Source organism: Capillimicrobium parvum (genome assembly GCF_021172045.1).
In the GTDB taxonomy this organism is placed as follows: domain Bacteria; phylum Actinomycetota; class Thermoleophilia; order Solirubrobacterales; family Solirubrobacteraceae; genus Capillimicrobium; species Capillimicrobium parvum.
Window position 1 is genome coordinate 4,818,472 of the sequence record NZ_CP087164.1, and the last position, 17,865, is coordinate 4,836,336.

14 protein-coding genes are annotated in these 17,865 nt (G+C 71.6%); 2 read left to right on the top strand and 12 right to left on the bottom strand.

What is annotated here, in order from left to right:
- Positions 1–2: 2 nt before the first annotated feature.
- Entirely contained in the window at positions 3–4,076 is a 4,074-nt protein-coding gene (locus DSM104329_RS23600) for a DNA-directed RNA polymerase subunit beta' (RefSeq protein ID WP_259312307.1), read from the bottom strand.
- A 6-nt stretch (positions 4,077–4,082) separates the two neighbouring features.
- The gene (rpoB, locus tag DSM104329_RS23605) at positions 4,083–7,649 is read right to left on the bottom strand and encodes a DNA-directed RNA polymerase subunit beta (protein ID WP_259312308.1); all 3,567 of its coding nucleotides are present in this window, start codon (positions 7,647–7,649) and stop codon (positions 4,083–4,085) included.
- Between the two features lie 216 nt (positions 7,650–7,865).
- On the opposite strand from rpoB, the gene DSM104329_RS23610 reads away from it, so the two are divergent.
- Complete coding sequence (locus DSM104329_RS23610; RefSeq protein WP_259312309.1) at positions 7,866–8,195, top strand: VOC family protein; 330 nt, start codon at positions 7,866–7,868, stop codon at positions 8,193–8,195.
- A gap of 4 nt (positions 8,196–8,199) precedes the next feature.
- Here the strand turns inward: DSM104329_RS23610 and DSM104329_RS23615 are convergent, their stop codons facing one another.
- From DSM104329_RS23615 to DSM104329_RS23625, 3 genes are all read right to left on the bottom strand, one after another.
- Positions 8,200–9,378 (bottom strand): MFS transporter, encoded by a 1,179-nt coding sequence (locus tag DSM104329_RS23615; protein WP_259312310.1) that lies wholly within the window; start codon positions 9,376–9,378, stop codon positions 8,200–8,202.
- An 81-nt stretch (positions 9,379–9,459) separates the two neighbouring features.
- Positions 9,460–10,035, bottom strand: coding sequence for a class I SAM-dependent methyltransferase (locus DSM104329_RS23620; protein ID WP_259312311.1), 576 nt, complete (start codon positions 10,033–10,035; stop codon positions 9,460–9,462).
- Positions 10,032–10,829 (bottom strand): aldose 1-epimerase, encoded by a 798-nt coding sequence (locus tag DSM104329_RS23625; protein ID WP_259312312.1) that lies wholly within the window; start codon positions 10,827–10,829, stop codon positions 10,032–10,034. Before DSM104329_RS23625 ends, DSM104329_RS23620 begins: the two co-directional genes overlap by 4 nt.
- Before the next feature lie 61 nt (positions 10,830–10,890).
- On the opposite strand from DSM104329_RS23625, the gene DSM104329_RS23630 reads away from it, so the two are divergent.
- Positions 10,891–13,737 carry a LuxR family transcriptional regulator gene (locus DSM104329_RS23630; RefSeq protein ID WP_259312313.1) on the top strand — a complete coding sequence of 949 codons (2,847 nt, stop codon included), beginning with the start codon at positions 10,891–10,893 and terminating at the stop codon, positions 13,735–13,737.
- A gap of 107 nt (positions 13,738–13,844) precedes the next feature.
- On the opposite strand, the gene rplL is transcribed toward DSM104329_RS23630, so the two are convergent.
- The 7 genes from rplL to rpmG form a co-directional block, all read right to left on the bottom strand.
- On the bottom strand, positions 13,845–14,228 hold the full coding sequence (rplL, locus tag DSM104329_RS23635) for a 50S ribosomal protein L7/L12 (protein ID WP_259312314.1): 384 nt from the start codon (positions 14,226–14,228) through the stop codon (positions 13,845–13,847).
- A 6-nt stretch (positions 14,229–14,234) separates the two neighbouring features.
- Positions 14,235–14,987 carry a 50S ribosomal protein L10 gene (rplJ, locus tag DSM104329_RS23640; RefSeq protein WP_259312315.1) on the bottom strand — a complete coding sequence of 251 codons (753 nt, stop codon included), beginning with the start codon at positions 14,985–14,987 and terminating at the stop codon, positions 14,235–14,237.
- Between the two features lie 65 nt (positions 14,988–15,052).
- A complete protein-coding gene (gene rplA / locus DSM104329_RS23645) occupies positions 15,053–15,778 on the bottom strand; it encodes a 50S ribosomal protein L1 (protein WP_259312316.1) in 726 nt (241 codons plus the stop codon).
- A 60-nt stretch (positions 15,779–15,838) separates the two neighbouring features.
- Positions 15,839–16,264, bottom strand: a complete 426-nt coding sequence (gene rplK / locus DSM104329_RS23650) for a 50S ribosomal protein L11 (RefSeq protein WP_259312317.1) — start codon at positions 16,262–16,264, stop codon at positions 15,839–15,841.
- A gap of 18 nt (positions 16,265–16,282) precedes the next feature.
- A complete protein-coding gene (gene nusG, locus DSM104329_RS23655) occupies positions 16,283–16,804 on the bottom strand; it encodes a transcription termination/antitermination protein NusG (RefSeq protein ID WP_259312318.1) in 522 nt (173 codons plus the stop codon).
- 16 nt (positions 16,805–16,820) lie between these two features.
- Positions 16,821–17,264, bottom strand: coding sequence for a preprotein translocase subunit SecE (gene secE, locus DSM104329_RS23660; RefSeq protein WP_259312319.1), 444 nt, complete (start codon positions 17,262–17,264; stop codon positions 16,821–16,823).
- 12 nt (positions 17,265–17,276) lie between these two features.
- Positions 17,277–17,441, bottom strand: coding sequence for a 50S ribosomal protein L33 (gene rpmG, locus DSM104329_RS23665; RefSeq protein WP_259312320.1), 165 nt, complete (start codon positions 17,439–17,441; stop codon positions 17,277–17,279).
- Positions 17,442–17,865 lie beyond the last annotated feature (424 nt).

Below are 17,865 nucleotides of genomic sequence, written 5' to 3' on the forward strand. Positions count from 1 at the left end.
GGTCAGCGGTCCTCGCCCTCGGGGACGTCGAGGTCGGCCAGCTCCTCGGCGAAGCCCGGATCCGAGCTTCCGCCGTTGCCGATCTCGCCCAGCGAGGCCAGCTCCTGGTCGTCGAAGCCGAAGCCGCCGAGCCCGTCGCCGTCGAGGCCGAGCTCGGCCGCGATGTCGTCGGAGTCCAGCAGCCCGACCTCGTCCGCGCGAGGCAGCGGCTCGGCCGGCTCGATCTCGATCCGCCGGTAGCGCTTGAGCCCCGTCGCGGCCGGGATGAGCTTGCCGATGATGACGTTCTCCTTCAGGCCGTTGAGGCGGTCGATCTTGCCCTCGAGCGCCGCGTCCGTCAGGACCTTCGTGGTCTCCTGGAAGGAGGCCGCCGACAGGAACGAGTCCGTGTTCAGCGACGCCTTCGTGATGCCGAGGATGATCTCCTCGTACTGCGCGGTCTCGCCGCCCTTCGCCTTGACCTCGTCGTTCGCGCGAGCGAAGTCGTAGCGATCGATGAACGCGCCCGGCAGGTAGTCCGTGTCGCCCTTCTGGTCGACGCGGACCTTCTTGAGCATCTGACGCACGATCAGCTCGATGTGCTTGTCGTTGATGTCGACGCCCTGGGACTTGTAGACGACCTGCACCTCCTTGACGAGGTACTGCTCCGTCGCGGTGCGCCCCTGGATGCGGAGCACGTCGTGCGGATACAGCGAGCCCTCGTTGAGCTGCGCGCCCTTCTCGATCGTCTGGCCGTCCTCGACGTAGATGCGCGTCCGGCGCGGGAACGAGTAGCGGTGCTCCTCGCCCGTGTCGTCCGTCACCACGACCGCGATGGCCTTGTCGGTCTCCTCGATCGACACCTTGCCGTCGACCTCGGAGATCAGGGCCAGGCCCTTCGGCTTGCGCGCCTCGAACAGCTCCACGACGCGCGGCAGGCCGTGCGTGATGTCCGCGCCGGCGACGCCGCCGGTGTGGAACGTCCGCATGGTCAGCTGCGTGCCGGGCTCGCCGATCGACTGGGCGGCGATGATGCCCACCGCGTCGCCGATCTGCGCCGTCTGGCCCGTCGCCATCGAGCGGCCGTAGCACGCCTGGCAGACCCCGCTGGTCGCCTCGCACTTGAGCACCGAGCGGACTGCGACGCGCGGGTTCTCGCCCTTCTCGTCGTAGTCGGAGCGGAACGCGTCGATGATCTCGACGAACGTCTCGCGCCCGATCTCCTCGCCGGCCTCGGCGAGCACCTTCCCGCCCTTGGTGGTGATGTCCACCGGCGCGCGGCGCCCGATGAGGTTGTCGTTGGGGTCACCGCTCTCGCTGAACGCCGGGAGCTCGATGTACTCCTCGGTCCCGCAGTCGACCTCGCGGATGATGACGTCCTGCGACACGTCGACCAGGCGCCGGGTCAGGTACCCCGAGTCGGCGGTGCGCAGGGCGGTGTCCGCCAGGCCCTTCCGGGCACCGTGCGTCGAGATGAAGTACTCGAGCACGGACAGGCCCTCGATGAAGTTGGCCTTGATCGGCCGCGGGATGATCTCGCCCTTCGGGTTGGCCATGAGGCCGCGCATGCCCGCCAGCTGACGGATCTGCTTGAACGACCCGCGGGCGCCCGAGTTGGCCATCATGTAGATGGGGTTGAGCTCGTGGAGGTTGGCGACCATCGCCTCGGCGACCTCGTCGGTGGCCTGGTCCCACTGCGAGACGATGGCCTCCTTGCGCTCCTCCTCGGTGATCAGGCCCATGTCGTACTGGTCCTCGATCGTCGCGACGAGGCCGTCGTACTTGGCCAGGATCTCCGGCTTGTTCGGCGGCACGACCACGTCGTTCTTGCTCACCGTGATGCCGGCCTGGGTCGCGTACTTGAACCCGAGGTCCTTGAACGCGTCGAGCACCTGGGACACCGTGGCGGCGCCGTAGGTCTGGACGAGCTCGTCGATCGTCGCGCCCGTGTCGCGCTTCTTCATCGGCTTGTTGACGAAGACGTAGGTCGACGGGTCGAACGCGTCGCCCAGCGCCTCGTGCAGCGCGCGCTCGATGCGGTCGTTGTAGATGATCCGCCCGACGGTGGTCAGGACGTGACCCTCCAGGCCGACCGGCCGGTACTCGGCCAGGTCGTGCAGCTTGACCGCGCCGAAGTCGTAGGACAGCTCGGCCTCCTGGGCCGTGCGGAACACGTGCGGACGCGGCTCGTAGCTCGCCGGGTCGATCTCGGCCAGCGCCTCGCCATCCGGACCGTAGGTCAGGTAGTAGGCGCCCAGGACCATGTCCTGGGTCGGCGTGGCCAGCGGCGCCCCGTGTGCCGGCGACAGGATGTTGTTCGCCGACAGCATCAGGATCCGCGCCTCCGCCTGCGCCTCGGCGCTCAGCGGGAGGTGGACCGCCATCTGGTCGCCGTCGAAGTCCGCGTTGAACGCGTGGCAGACCAGCGGGTGGACCTGGATCGCCTTGCCCTCGACCAGCACCGGCTCGAACGCCTGGATGCCCAGGCGATGCAGCGTCGGCGCGCGGTTGAGGAGCACGGGGTGCTCGGAGATGACCTCTTCGAGGACGTCCCAGACCTCCGGGATCATCGAGTCGACCATCTTCTTGGCCGCCTTGATGTTCTGCGCGGACTTGCGCTCGACGAGGCGGGCCATGATGAACGGCTTGAACAGCTCGAGCGCCATCAGCTTCGGCAGGCCGCACTGGTGGAGCTTGAGGTACGGGCCGGCCACGATGACCGAGCGGCCCGAGTAGTCGACGCGCTTGCCGAGCAGGTTCTGGCGGAAGCGGCCCTGCTTGCCCTTGAGCATGTCGCTCAGGGACTTCAGCGGCCGGTTGCCCGGGCCGGTGACGGGGCGCCCGCGGCGGCCGTTGTCGAACAGGGCGTCGACGGCCTCCTGCAGCATGCGCTTCTCGTTGTTGACGATGATCTCGGGCGCGCCGAGGTCGAGCAGCCGCTTGAGGCGGTTGTTGCGGTTGATGACGCGCCGGTAGAGGTCGTTGAGGTCAGAGGTCGCGAAGCGGCCGCCGTCCAGCTGGACCATCGGACGCAGCTCCGGCGGGATGACCGGGACGGCCTCGAGGACCATCTGCTCCGGGCGGTTGCCGGACTGGATGAACGCGGAGACGACCTTCAGCCGCTTGACCGCGCGGGCCTGCTTCTGGCCCTTGGCCGTGCGGATCTGCTCGTCGAGCTCGATCGCCTCGGCGTCCAGGTCGACCTGCTCGAGCAGATCGCGGATCGCCTCGGCGCCCATGCCGCCGCGGAAGTACTCGCCGAAGCCGTACGGCGAGCCGAACCGCTCCTTGAGCTCGCGGAACGTCGTCTCGTCGTGCTCGATGCGCTTGGGCTCCATCTCCTTGAAGAGGTCCCACACCTGACGCATGCGCTCGGCCGCGTCCTCGATGTAGGCCTCCGTGTCGGAGATGTCGGCCTCGAACGTCTTGCGGATCTCCTTGAGGAGCTTCTCGCGCTCGTCGTCGTCGAGCTTCTTGACGTTGACGTCGAGCGAGTCCGCCCACAGGTGGTCCTCGTCGGAGAAGCCCGACTGGTTGCCGGTCTGCAGGAAGTCCTCGCGGCGGGCCAGCGACTCCCGCAGCTCGAGCACCCGCTCCTCGCGCTCGGCGGTGTAGGACTCGAGGACCTCGTTGACGCGCTGCTCGAGCTCGGGCAGGTCGGCCTGGCGGGCCTCGTCGTCGACCCACGTCACGATGGACGCGGCGAAGTAGAGGACCTTCTCGAGCTCCTTGGGGGCCATGTCGAGCAGGTAGCCGATACGCGACGGCACGCCCTTGAAGAACCAGATGTGGCTCACGGGCGCGGCGAGGTCGATGTGGCCCATGCGCTCACGGCGCACCTTGGACCGCGTGACCTCGACGCCGCAGCGCTCGCAGACGATGCCCTTGTAGCGGACGCGCTTGTACTTGCCGCAGTAGCACTCCCAGTCCTTCGTCGGACCGAAGATGCGCTCGCAGAACAGGCCGTCCTTCTCGGGCTTGAGCGTGCGGTAGTTGATCGTCTCGGGCTTCGTGACCTCGCCGGAGCTCCAGCTCCGGATCTGCTTCGAGGACGCGAGGCTGATCTCGATCGCGTCGAAGTTGTTGATATCGATCACTTGTACCTACTCCTGCGGAAGGTCCGCGATGTTCACGTCGGCGTCGATGTCGGCATCGGCGTCGGCCTCGGTGTCCTCGTCAGATTCTGCGACGGCGTCCGTGTCGTCTGAGCCCTCGACCTGCTCGTCGGCGCCCGCCCCGTCGCCGGCGCGCACGCCGGACAGGTCGATGCCGAGCTCCTCGGCGGCGCGCAGCAGGTCGTCGTCCTCGTCGCCCATCTCGGCGCGCGCGCCCTCGTCGGAGACGACGTTGACGTCGAGCGCCAGCGACTGCATCTCCTTGAGGAGGACCTTGAAGGACTCGGGGATCGACGGCTCGGCGATGTTCTCGCCCTTGACGATCGCCTCGTAGGCCTTCACGCGCCCGACGGTGTCGTCGGACTTGATGGTCAGCATCTCCTGGAGGGTGTACGCGGCGCCGTACGCCTCGAGCGCCCACACCTCCATCTCGCCGAAGCGCTGGCCGCCGAACTGCGCCTTGCCGCCCAGCGGCTGCTGGGTGACGAGCGAGTACGGGCCGGTCGAGCGGGCGTGGATCTTGTCGTCGACCAGGTGGTGCAGCTTCAGGATGTACATGTAGCCGACGGTGACCGTTTGCTCGAACGGCTCGCCGGTGCGGCCGTTGTACAGCTGGAGCTTGCCCGACGCGCGCTCGCCCGGACGGCGGCGCTCGTCGATGTCCATCCGGATCCGGCCCTCGTGGGCCTTCTGCCACTCGACGAGCGCGGCGTCGACGTCCTGGATCGACGCGCCGTCGAACACCGGCGTCGAGACGTAGACCTTGCCGCCGTCGGCCTGGGCCTCCTTGTACGCCTGGGTGCCGTCGTCGTACCAGCCCTGCGCGGCGGCCCACCCGAGGTGGGTCTCCAGGATCTGGCCGACGTTCATGCGGCTCGGCACGCCCAGCGGGTTGAGGATGACGTCGACCGGCGTGCCGTCCTCGAGGAACGGCATGTCCTGCTCGTCGACGATCTTCGAGATGACGCCCTTGTTGCCGTGGCGCCCGGCGAGCTTGTCGCCCTCGGAGATCTTGCGCTTCTTGGCGACGAACACGCGGACGAGGTCGTTGACGCCCGGCGGCAGGTCGTCGCCGTTCTCGCGCGAGAACGTCATGACGTCGATGACGACGCCGCCCTCGCCGTGCGGCACCTTCAGCGACGTGTCGCGGACCTCGCGCGCCTTCTCCTTGAAGATCGCGCGGATCAGCTTCTCCTCGGCGGTCAGCTCGGTCTCGCCCTTCGGCGTGACCTTGCCCACCAGCAGGTCGCCCGAGCCGACCTCGGCGCCGACGCGGACGATGCCGCGGTCGTCGAGGTTGCGCAGCGACTCCTCGCTGCGGTTCGGGATGTCGCGGGTGATCTCCTCATCGCCCAGCTTGGTCGTGCGGGCGTCGATCTCGTACTCCTCGATGTGGATCGAGGTGAGCTCGTCGTCCTTGACCAGCCGCTTGCTGAGGATGATCGCGTCCTCGAAGTTGTAGCCCTCCCAGGACATGAACGCGACCATCAGGTTCTTGCCGAGCGCCATCTCGCCGTGGTCGGTCGAGGAGCCGTCGGCCAGGACGTCGCCCGCCTCGACGGACTCGCCCGGCTTCACCAGCGGCTTCTGATGGATCAGCGTGCCCTGGTTGGAGCGCATGAACTTCTGCAGCTCGTACTCGTCGCGGCCGTCCTTCGTCTCCACGGTGATGTGGGTCGCGTCGACGTAGGCGATCTGACCGTCGCTGGACGCGATGACCACGTCGCCGGTGTCGAGGGCCGCGCGGCGCTCCATGCCGGTGCCGACGACGGGCGCGTCGGTCTTCAGCAGCGGGACCGCCTGGCGCTGCATGTTCGAGCCCATGAGGGCGCGGTTGGCGTCGTCGTGCTCGAGGAACGGGATCATCGCCGTCGCGACCGACCAGATCTGCTCGGGCGAGACGTCCATGAGGTCGACCTCGGTGGGCGGCACCGTCACGTACTGGCCCGCCTGGGTCCGGCAGAGGCACTCGGCCTCGGTGATCTTGCCCTTGTCGTCGACCGGCGTGTTCGCCTGAGCGATCAGCCGCTCCTCCTCCTGGGTGGCGTCCAGGTGGACGATCTCGTCGGTGACGATGCCGTCGCGGACGACCCGGTAGGGCGTGGTGACGAAGCCGTGCTCGGAGACCTCGGCGTAGCTCGACAGCGAGCCGATCAGGCCGATGTTCGGCCCCTCCGGCGTCTCGATCGGGCACATGCGGCCGTAGTGGGTCGGGTGCACGTCGCGCACCTCGATCGGCGCGCGCTCGCGCGTGAGGCCGCCGGCGCCGAGGGCGCTGAGGCGCCGCCGGTGCGTCAGGCCCGCGAGCGAGTTCGTCTGGTCCATGAACTGCGACAGCTGCGAGGAGCCGAAGAACTCCTTCTGCGCGGCCACGACCGGGCGGATGTTGATGATCGTCTGCGGCGTGATCGTGTCGGCGTCCTCGGTGGTGAGGCGCTCGCGCACGACGCGCTCCATCCGGTACAGGCCGATGCGGAAGGCCTCCTGGATGAGCTCGCCGACGGTCCGCAGGCGGCGGTTGCCGAAGTGCTCGTACTCGTCGAGGTGCTCGGCGACCGGCTCGCGCGGCATCGACACGGCCTCGGCCGCGTAGTCCTTGATCTCGACCTCGGGCTCCTCGGGCATGCCGAGCAGCTTGGGCAGCGAGACGAGCTCCTTGACCAGGGCGAGGATGTCGTCGTGGGTCAGGGTCCGCGTCTCGAGGTCGATGTCGAGGCCGAGACGGGAGTTGAGCTTGTAGCGGCCGACGCGAGTCAGGTCGTAGCGCTTGGGGTCGAAGAAGAGCTGGTTGAGCAGCGCACGCGCGTTGTCGACGCTGGGCGGCTCGCCCGGGCGCTGCTTCTTGAACAGCTCGATGAGCGACCCCTCCTCGGTCTTCGTGACCTCGGTGTCGGAGTCGATCGTGTTGCGGATGTACAGCGAGTTGTCGAAGAGCCGCAGGATCTCCTCGTCGCTCGCGTAGCCCATCGCGCGCAGCAGGACGGTGACCGGCAGCTTGCGCTTGCGGTCGATGCGGACGAAGACCTTGCCCTTCTTGTCGATCTCGAGCTCGAGCCACGAGCCGCGAGCCGGCATGAGGTTCGCGATGAAGACCTGCTTCTCGCGGTCCTTGGGCTCCATCAGGTAGGCGCCCGGCGAACGGACCAGCTGCGTCACGACGACGCGCTCGGTGCCGTTGATGATGAACGTGCCCCGCTCCGTCATCCACGGGAAGTCGCCCATGAAGACCGACTGCTCGCGGATCTCGCCCGTCTCGCGGTTGACGAACGCGACCGTGACGGTGAGCGGGCGGGCGTAGGTGAGGTCCTTCTCGCGACATTCCTCGATCGAGGCGACGGGCTCGTCGAAGCTGAACTCGCCGAAGTCCACCGCGAGGTTGCCGGTGTAGTCCTCGATGGGCGAGATGTCGTCGATCGTCTCGCGCAGCCCACCGTGCTTCGGATCGGTGAGCCACTCGAACGAGCGGCGCTGGATGTCGATGAGGTTGGGGACCTCGAGGGGCTTGTGCAGGCGCGCAAAGCTGCGGCGCGTGCGCGTGGCGTCAACGGAAGCCAAGACGGCGACTCCTCTGGAGGGTCGAAGGTGCGAGAGGCGGGGGCCTAGTCCGCGCGCCTGGGAAACGCGCGACCATCCAAGTTAGCACAGCGCATGGCTGGACCCCCGCAGGGGGCGGTCGACGCTCACGGACCCCGCCCGGGGCGACCGCGTATGTGGCGCGGTGCCGATGCTGTGGGCGGCTGCGACTATTGGTCGACGGCGCGTACTGTACCAATGACGATGCAGTTCGACCACGTCGCCCACCAGGTGCCCGACATCGCGCACGCGGTGGAGTGGTGGCGGGAGATGATCCCGGCCACCAAGGTCCTCTACCAGGACGACAGCTGGGCGATGATCGAGGCGGGCGGCGCCAAGATCGCGTTCGTCCTGCCCGAGCAGCATCCCGACCACATGGCGTGGCGGGTGTCGAACGCGGAGCTCGAGGCGCTGGCCGAGCGCCACGCGATGGCGATCCACTCCCACCGCGACGGGTCGCGCTCGTTCTACCTCGAGGCGCCGGGCCAGCAGCCGATCGAGCTGATCGCCTACCCCGAGGCCGAGTAGCCGCTCATCGCTCGCGCGCGCGCCGCACCGCGGGCAGGCCGATCAGGCTCGCGACGAGACAGCCCACACCCGCCAGCGCCAGCGTGTTGCGCGGGCCGATGAGCTCGACGAGCGCGCCGCCCGCCGCGAGGGCGACGAAGTCGGCGACGGTCAGCGCGCCCTGGTACGCGCTGTAGACGCGGCCGCGCAGCGCGTCGGCGACCCGCGATTGCAGCAGGACGCGCATCGCGACGTTCGACAGCCCGTTGCCCAGGCCGCCGGCGACCATGAACATCACGGCGACCAGCAGCACCGGGGAGATCGAGACGAGCGCGATCGCCGCGCCCATCAGGGCGACGGCCCCGGTCACCGCGGCCGCCGCGGTGCGCGCCGCGACCCGCCGGCCGGCCGCGGTCGCGCCGCCGATCATCCCCACCCCCCAGGCCGCGGCGAGCAGGCCGTAGCCCGCGTCGCCCGCGTCGAGCGTGTCCTTCGCGAAGAAGACGTTGGCGACGTTGTCGATCCCCCCGAAGACGATCGACGCGGCGAGCACGATGACCATCGAGCGCAGGACCAGGTCGCTGGCGATGAGGCGCAGCCCGGCGGTCATCGCCCGCTCCTCGGGCTCGCCGCGCGGCGCCGGCGTGCGCCGGGTGCGCAGCGCTAGCGCCACGAGCGCCGTGACCGCGAACGTTCCGGCGTCCACGAGCAGGGCGGTCCCGGAGCCGAAGGCGCCGGTGAGCACGCCGCCGAGGACGAAGCCGAGCGTGATCGTCGCGTACTTGACCGCCTCGAACCATGCGTAGGCGCGCGGCGCCTGCTCCTCGCCGACGATCCGCGGGATCAGCGCGAAAAGGGCCGGGCGCTCGACGGTCAGGCCGGCGTTGAGCACGAAGACGAGCGCGATGGTGATCGCGGCGCCCTCGACGAGCCCGAGCGCGACGGCGACCACCGCCTGCGCGGCGGCCACGGCGGCGAGGACGGTGCGCGTCTCGAAGCGGTCGACCAGCCAGCCGCCGAGCGGGTTGAGCAGGACGACCGGCAGCGCGGCCGCGATGAGCAGCGCCGAGACCGCCAGCCCCGATCCGGTGTCCTCCTGGATGCGCAGGGTGAGCGCGACGACGGCGAGGAAGTCTCCGAGCGCCGACAGCCCCCACGCCGTGAGGACGAGCCGGAAGTCGCGATGAGCGAGGGGACCACGCACGGGGGCCCGCCTCACGCCGGCAGTCTCCGGAAGCCCACCGTCATGAGTCCGGAGCCGGCATCGGCACCCCTGGCGCCGCGATCAGCCAGGACGCCGGACGGCCTCGACACGCATCTCCTTGCACACGTTGAAGAGATGCGTCCGTGCCCAGTCATATGGGATCAGGCGCCGCAAGAGCCGCGGCCAGGCCTCCCATTCCTCGCTCTGCCGGTACGTGATCCGCGTGATCTCGAACTTCTGCCCGAAGGACGGGTTGCGCTCGAAGAAGCGCTCCGTCAGGAACACGCCGTGGCCGGGGGCCAGGCCGTCCGCGCTGTTGGCGTAGGGCACGATCGCGACGAACAGCCCACCCGCCCGCAGGATCCGGTGCGACTGCTCGAAGACGTGGTCGAGCAGCGAGTGCTCGAGGAAGTGGCGGGAGCGCACCTCGGCCGCCGAGCCGTCCGGGAACGGGTACGGGTCGGCGTTGAGGTCGAGCAGGACGTCCGGCCCGCCCTCGACGCTCGGCAGCTGCCCCGCCAGCCCGCCGACGCCGCGCAGGTCGTCGAGCCCGACGTAGCCCGCGGGCTTGACGTAGCCGCACCCGAGGTCGATCCGCAGGTCCGGATGCGCGGCGAGGATCTCGTCGAGGGAGGACCAGCGGTCGGCGAGGATCATGCGAGCTCGAGCGAGAAGCGCAGCGTGTACGGCGAGGTGGGCAGGTCGTCGCCGCTGACGAGCGCGTTCGTCGGCGCGGCCATCGGCTCGAACGCGATCAGCTGCTCGGCCGCCGGCGCGAAGACCTGGGCCCAGCGGACGCCCTCGCCGAAGCGGACCAGCAGGTCGCCCGCGCGAAAGGGCGCGGCGGGCGCCTCGAACAGGTCGTCGTAGGTGCGGTCGCCGAGCGGCCCGTAGAACGGCGGCGCGTCCTCGGTCGCACCGGTCGGCAGGCCGCGGTCGTCGAGCAGGTGGCGGCGCATCGCCGGGATCTGCACCGTTGTCCGGGCGCGGTCCAGCTCGAGGTAGGGATGCCAGCCGAACGCGACGGGGACGTCGTGGCCCTCGACGGTCGTCGTCACGTGCAGCGCCGACCCGGTGAGCTCGTGCAGGACCTCGACCCGGTGCTGGGGCGGGAAGGCCGGATCGGTCCACGACAGCTCCGCGCGCAGCCGCCGCGCGCTCTGCTCGACGACCTGCCACGGCGCGCGCGCGGCGGGCAGGCCGTGAATCGGCAGCCCGGACGGGTCGCGTCGCGCCTGAGACGCGTCGATGCGGGCCGAGCGCACCTCCGACAGCCGGTTGGCGAACGGGTACAGCAGCGGCACGCCGAACGTCGAGCCCTTCTCGCGGTAGGCGGCCAGCCCGCCGCGGACGCCGAGCAGCTCGCGTCCGTCGCGCCGCAGCGAGCCGACGACCATGCCGGTCTCGGGCGCGACCTCGGCCTCGAGCTGTCCCGCGCGCAGGGTGACCATCGTGCGGATCATGCCGGACCCGCGACGGCCACGTAGAGTCCCCCCGCGGGAGGCCGCAACGATGACGGCGCACGAGACGAACCTGCTCGACCGCGACGATGAGCTCGGAGCCATCGAGGCCGCCGCGCGCGCTGCCGCGGGCGGGCGCGGGGGCGTGGTCGTGGTGGAGGGACCGCCCGGGATCGGCAAGACGGCGCTGCTGCGCGCGACGCGATCGCTCGCCGCGACCTCCGGCCTCGACGTCCTGCACGCCCGTGGCGCCGAGCTCGAGCAGGAGTTCGCGTTCGGCGCCGTGCGCCAGCTGCTCGAGCGCCCGGTCCACGACGGGCCGCCCGAGCTGCTGAGCGGCCCGGCGGCCCTCGCCGCGCCGCTGCTCGACGCGCCGGCCGGGCTCGGCGAGGCGTCGCCGGCGCCGCACGAGGCCGGCTACGCGGTCGTCCACGGCCTGTACTGGGTGGCCGTGCACCTCGCCCGCCGGCGTCCGCTCGCGCTGCTCGTCGACGACGTCCAGTGGCTCGACGCCTCGTCGCTGCGGTTCCTCGACCATCTCGCGGTTCGCCTCGACGACCTGCCGGCGCTGCTCGTGGTGGCCTGCCGCACCGGCGAACCCGACGCGGCGGCGGTCCCCGCCGAGCTGCTGCGCACGGCTGTGGCCGTGCTGCGCCCCGCGCCGCTCTCCGCGCCCGCCGCCGAGCGCCTGGTCCGCGCCTCGCTGCCCTGCGCCGACGCCGAGCTGTGCCGCGCGTGCCACGACGCGAGCGCCGGCAACCCCCTGTTCCTGCGCGCGCTCGTCAGCGCGATGCGGGAGGCGGGGCCCGGCCAGGCCGCCGCGGTGCTCCAGCGCGCGCCCGCCGACGTGCGCGGTGCGGTCGCGGCGCGCGTCGCGCGCCTGCCCGCGGCCGCCCGCACGCTGGCCCAGGGCATCGCGGTGCTCGGATCGGAGGCCTCCGTGCGCCAGGCCGCCGTGGTCGCCGGCATCGACGCACGCGACGCCGCGGCCGCCGCCGACGTCCTCGCGGCGACCGGGCTGCTCGAGGCGGAGCGGCCGCTGCGGTTCGCGCACCCGATCGTGCGCCGGGCGCTGCTCGACGAGATGCCGGCGGGCCGGCGCAGCGCCGCGCATGCCCGGGCGGCCCGGATGCTGGCCGCCGAGGACGCGCCCGTCGAGCAGGTCGCCGCGCACCTCGTCAGCCTCGACCCGGCCGGCGATCCGTGGACCGTCCACGCGCTGCGCGACGCCGCCGCCGGCGCCCTCGAGAGCGGCGCACCCGAGGCGGCGACGGTCTATCTGCGTCGCGCCCTCGAGGAGCCGCCGGGGGCCGAGGCGCGCGCGCAGACGCTGCTCGAGCTCGGCCTGGCCGAGGCGCTGGCCTTCGAGGTCGAGCCGGCCATCGAGCATCTCCGGCGGGCGGTCGAGACGCACCCGGACGTCGACGCGCGGCTGCGCGCGGCGCTGACGCTCGGCTCCCTGCTCGGCGCCAGCCGGCGGGTCGCCGACGGAGCCCAGCTGCTGGACCGCACGCTCGCGGACAGCTCCGATGGCGACCCGGTGCTGCGCCGGCGCCTGGCCGGGCGGCTGTTGCACCTCGCCGTGTCGGACGGGCGCACGCGCGGGATCGCCGAGCCCCACGCGCGGGACCTGCACGCCCGCGTCGACCGCGGCGAGCCGGTCGGCGCCGACGAGCTCTCGGCGCTGGCCGCGCTGGAGACGATGGCGGGCGCCCCGGTCGACCGCGTCCTGGTGCTGGCGCGGCGGGCGCGCGACACCGACACGGGCGGCCACCCCGTGCCCGGCGACCTGACGACCGCGTTCGTCGCCCGCTGCCTGATCGCCGCCGACCGCTACGACGAGGCGATCGCGGCGGTCGACGAGGCGGTCGCCGCCTTCCGCAGCCGGGGCGCGCCGTGGCTGGCGGCGATCCCCCTGCTCGTCTTCCGCGCCGAGGCGCTGTGCCGCGCCGGGCGCCTCGGCGAGGCGCAGGCGACGGCGTGCGAGGCGCTCGAGGGGGCGGCGGTCGCGTGGCGCATCGGCGTGCCGGCCGCGCTGTCGGTGCTCGTGCCGGTGCTCACCGAGCTCGACCGGGTCACCGAGGCGCTCGAGCTGCTCGCCGCGCACGGGCTCGACCGCCCCGCCGGCGACCTGGGCTCCGAGTATCCCGTGACGATGGCGCTGCACGCGCGGGGCGAGGCGAGGCTGGCGGCCGGCGACGTCGGCGGGGCGCTCGCCGACCTCCGGGCCGTCGAGGCCCGGCTCGCCGCGATCGGCGAGCGCAACCCCGCGCTGCTGCCCTGGCGGTCGGCGGGGGCGCGGGCGCTCGCGGCCCGCGGCGACCGTGCCGCCGCGCGGGCCCTCGCCGCCGGGGAGGTGGCGCTCGCCCGGCGCTTCGGCGCGCCGCGGGCGGTCTCGATCGCCCTGCGTGCGCTGGCCGTCGCCGGCGACGCCGCCGCCGCGCCAGCGCTGCTCGGCGAGGCTGTCGCGCTGACGGAGCACTCGCCCGCCCGGCTCGAGCACGCCCACGCGCTCGCCGGACTCGGCGAGGCGCTGGTGGCGGGCGGCGAGCGCGATGCGGCGTGTCCGGTGCTCGACCGCGCCTGCGATCTCGCGCACGGCTGCGGCGCCACGGCTCTCGAGCAGCGGGCGCTCGCCGCCCTGCGCGCGGCGGGGCGCCGGCCGCGGCGCGCGGCGCGGACCGGCGCTGCGGCGTTGACGGACGCGGAGCGCCGCGTCGCGCTGCTCGCCGCACAGGGCTGCTCGAACCGGCAGATCGCCGCCGAGCTCGTCGTCGCCGCGCGCACCGTGGAGTTCCATCTCACCGCGGCCTACCGCAAGCTCGGGATCCGCTCGCGGCGCGAGCTCGGGGACGCGCTGGCCGGCGAGCTCGCGGACGCCGCCGTCGCCGCCGGCTGACACGGCGGTCGGGTTCTGGTCGCTGCCGGCTCTTCGACGATCGGCAGGGACGACGAGGGGCGCCCGGTGGGCGCCCCTCGGATCCTGCGTTCAGGCGATGCGGCGAGCTACTTGAGCTCGACGGAGGCGCCGGCCTCCTCGAGCTCGCCCTTGAGCTTCTCGGCCTCGTCGCGCTCGATGCCCTCCTTGACCGGCTTGGGGGCCTCGTCGACGAGCGCCTTGGCCTCCTTGAGGCCCAGGCCGGTCGCCGCGCGGACGACCTTGATGACCTGGATCTTCTTGTCGCCGGCGCCCGTGAGGACGACGTCGACCGTCGAGGACTCCTCCTCGGCCGGAGCGCCGGCGTCGCCGCCGCCCGCGGCCGGAGCGGCCGCGGCGACCGCGGTCGCGGACACGCCGAACTCCTCCTCGAGCGCCTTGATGCGCTCGGCGAGCTCGAGCACGGAGATGCCCTTGAGCTCGTCGATCCATTCCTGGGTGCTGGTGGCCATGTTGGGTTACTCCTCGTCGTTCGAAGTCGTTGCTGAGCTGTCGTCGGGGCCCTCGGCGGGCTCCTGCGCGGAGACCGCCGGCTCAGGCGGCTCCGCATCCTGGTCGGCGCCGCCGGCGTCCGGCTGGGCCGCGGCGTCCGGCTGGGCCTCGGCCTCCGGCGCCTCGGCTTCGGCCTGCGCCTCGGCCGCGGGAGCCTCCTCGACCGCCGCCGGAGCCGCTTCGGCCGCCGGGGCGTCCTGTCCCACGAGCCCCTGCTCCTGGATCGCGCCGAGCTGGATCGCCAGCCCGGAGATGAGCGCCTGCAGGGTCCGGGCGAGGCCGCTGATCGGCGACGCCACGATGCCCACGAGCTGTCCGTAGAGCACCTGCCGCGAGGGCAGGCGGGAGATCGCCCGGATCTGGTCCGGGTCGAGCGCCTCGCCGTCGAGCAGGCCGCCCTTGAAGGGCAGCAGGTCGGTGGCGCGCGCGTAGTCGGCGATCGCCTTGGCCGCCGCGGCGGCGTCGCCGCGCACGAAGGCCAGCGCGGTCGGGCCTTCGAGCAGCGCCTTCAGCGACTCGGCGCCCGCCTCGTCGGCGGCCCGCTCCGTGAGCGTGTTCTTGACCACGCGGAAGCGGGTGTCGGCGTCGCGCAGCTTGGCGCGCAGCTCGGCGGCCTGCGGCACGGAGATCCCGCGGTAGTCCACCGCGAAGACGGCCTGGGCCTCCTGGATCTCACCGGCGATCTCGGCGATCGCCGCTGCTTTCTGTTCTCGGTTCATCAGCCTCCTAGCCCGGGCTTGCGCTCACGACGAGCCGCCGGGGGTCTCTGGAGAAGCGCTGTCGCTCAGGCGGATGCCGGCGCAGACTCCTCGACGATGTCACGCGTGCGGCTGGGGTCCACCTTCACGCCGGGCCCCATGGTGGAGGCGAGGGTGATCGTGCGGATGTAGCGACCCTTCGCGGCCGACGGCTTGGCGCGGATGATCTCGTCGATCACCGCGGCGTAGTTCTCGAGCAGCGCCCGGTCCTCGAAGGACGTCTTGCCGATGTTGAGGTGCACGATGGCGGTGCGGTCGGTGCGGTACTCGACCTTGCCGGCCTTCGACTCCTCGACGGCCTTGCGGACGTCCATCGTGACCGTGCCGACCTTCGGGTTGGGCATCTTGCCCTGCGGCCCGAGGATGCGGCCCAGCCGGCCGACGACCGGCATGAGGTCCGGCGTGGCGATGGCGATGTCGAAGTCGGTGAAGCCGTCCTCGATCCGCTTGGCGAGGTCCTCGGCGCCCACGACGTCGGCGCCGGCCTCCTCGGCCTCCTGGGCCTTGGCCCCCTGGGCGAAGACGGCGACCTTGACCTCCTTGCCGAGGCCGTTGGGCAGGCCGATCGTCCCGCGCAGCTGCTCGTCGGCGTGGCGGACGTTCAGGCCGGTGCGGATGTGCAGCTCGACCGACTCGTCGAACTTCGCCCGCTTGAGGTCCTTGACGAGCTTGATCGCCTCGGCGGGCGCGTACTCGCGCTCGCGGTCGACCTGGCCCTTGGACTCGACGTAGGTCTTCCCGTGCTTGCTCACGATGCCATCTCCATCAGGGTCGGAGCCGTTGTGTGTGAGAACCCGCGGGGTTCCATCTCGTTACGCCTCCACTTCCACGCCCATCGAGCGGGCCGTGCCCGCGATGATCTTCGCCGCCTGGTCGACGTCGTGCGCGTTGAGATCCTGCAGCTTCTTCTCGGCGATCTCGCGCAGCTGCGCCTGCGAGATCCGGCCGACCTTCTCGCGATGGGGCTCGGCCGAGCCCTTGTCGATGCCGATCGCCTGGCGGATGAGCACCGCCGCGGGCGGCGTCTTCGTCACGAACGTGAACGAGCGGTCCTCGAACACGGTGATCTCGACCGGGATCGTCGTGCCCATGTCGTTCGCCGTCTGGGCGTTGAACGCCTTGACGAACTCCATGATGTTGATGCCGTGCTGGCCGAGCGCCGGGCCGACCGGCGGGGCCGGGCTCGCCTGGCCGCCGGGGGCCTGCAGCTTGATGGTGGTGAGGACCTTCTTCGCCATGAGCGTTCGCGCTTCTTCCTAGATCTTCTTGACCTGATCGAAACCGACTTCGACCGGGGTCTCGCGTCCAAAGATAGAGACGAGGACCTTCAGCCGGTTGGCGTCCTCGTTGATCTCGGAGATCTCGCCGGAGAAATCCGAGAGGGGGCCGTGGATGACCTTGACCGACTCGCCGATGGAGAACTGCGCGCGCGTCCGCGGGGCGGTCGCGACCTCCTTCTTGAGCAGCCGGTCGACCTCGGCCTGGGTCAGCGGCACGGGCTCGTTCGACGCGCCGACGAAGCCGGTCACGCCGGGCGTGCCCTTCACGAGGGTCCACGAGTCCTCGTTGAGGTCCATGTTCACGAGCACGTACCCGGGCATGGTGCGCTTCTCGGTCATGACCTTCTGGTTGTCCTTCATCTCCGAGACGGTCTCGGTGGGAACGACGACCTGGCGCACGGCACGCTGCTGCCCGAGCGACACGACGCGGTGCTCGAGGTTCTGCTTGACCTTCTTCTCGTGGCCCGAATAGGTGTTGACGACGTACCAGCGGAACATGGGGTTTCTCTCGTGATCAGATGATGAAGTCGACGACGCGCTGCGCGGCCCAGTCGGCGACGCCGAGGTAGGCGCCGGCGAGGGCGACGAAGCCGAGCACCACGGCGGTCGCCTGCGCGACCTGCTTGCGGTCCGGCCACTGCACGCGCTGGAGCTCGGCCCAGCTCGCGCGCAGGAAGTTCAGGACCCGGTTGCCCTGCGGCTTGGGGCCGGTGTCGCGCTGCCGGTCGCGCCGGGAGGCTCGCCCGCCCCGGGCCGACTCGCGCTGCGCCGCCTCGGCGCCGGCCTCCTCGGCCTCGGCGGCGAGCTCGGCGTCGTCGACGCTGCTCTCCTCGCCCTCGGCCCCCGCGACGATCGACGCCTCGACCTCGTCGACCTCGCCCGATGCGTGCTCGAGCTCGCCCGGCACGTTCTCGCGCCGGAGCTTCTTGTCCTTCGCTCGCTCTCGCCTCCGGGCCATCGACGGTGGGACCTAGCGCGTCTCGCGGTGGCTGGTGTGCTTCCGGCACCACCGGCAGAACTTGCGCAGGGTGATGCGGTCCGGATTGTTTCGCTTGCTCTTGTTCGTCTGATAGTTGCGCCGCTTGCACTCCTCGCAGGCGAGGGTGACAGCGATGCGCACGTCTCCGCGGGCCATTTGGCGGCTCCCGTACGTCGGGACAAAGAAACGACCCACCGGCGGCAGGTCGGACACTCCATGGTACTACGCTCGCGCCGCGCCGCGCCGCGCCGCAGCCGCCCAAGGCGGTAGACGTTCCCGGATGGCGCCGGTCCACACCATAGGTCGCGCGGGGGGCGCCTCGACGATCGCCGTCTTCGGCGCGGCCCTGGCCTGCTTCCTCGCCGTGGGCTCGGTCCTGCCCATCCTGCCCCGCTACGTCCACGGGCCGCTGGGCGCGGGCGACTTCGCCGTCGGCGTCGTCATCGGCGCGTTCGCCGTGACGGCGATCGTCGCGCGCCCGTGGGCGGCGCGCGAGACCGATCGGCGCGGGCGCCCCGACGTGCTGGCCACCGGCGCGGCGGTCATGAGGCTGGGCGGCGCCCTCCTGTTCCTGCCGCTC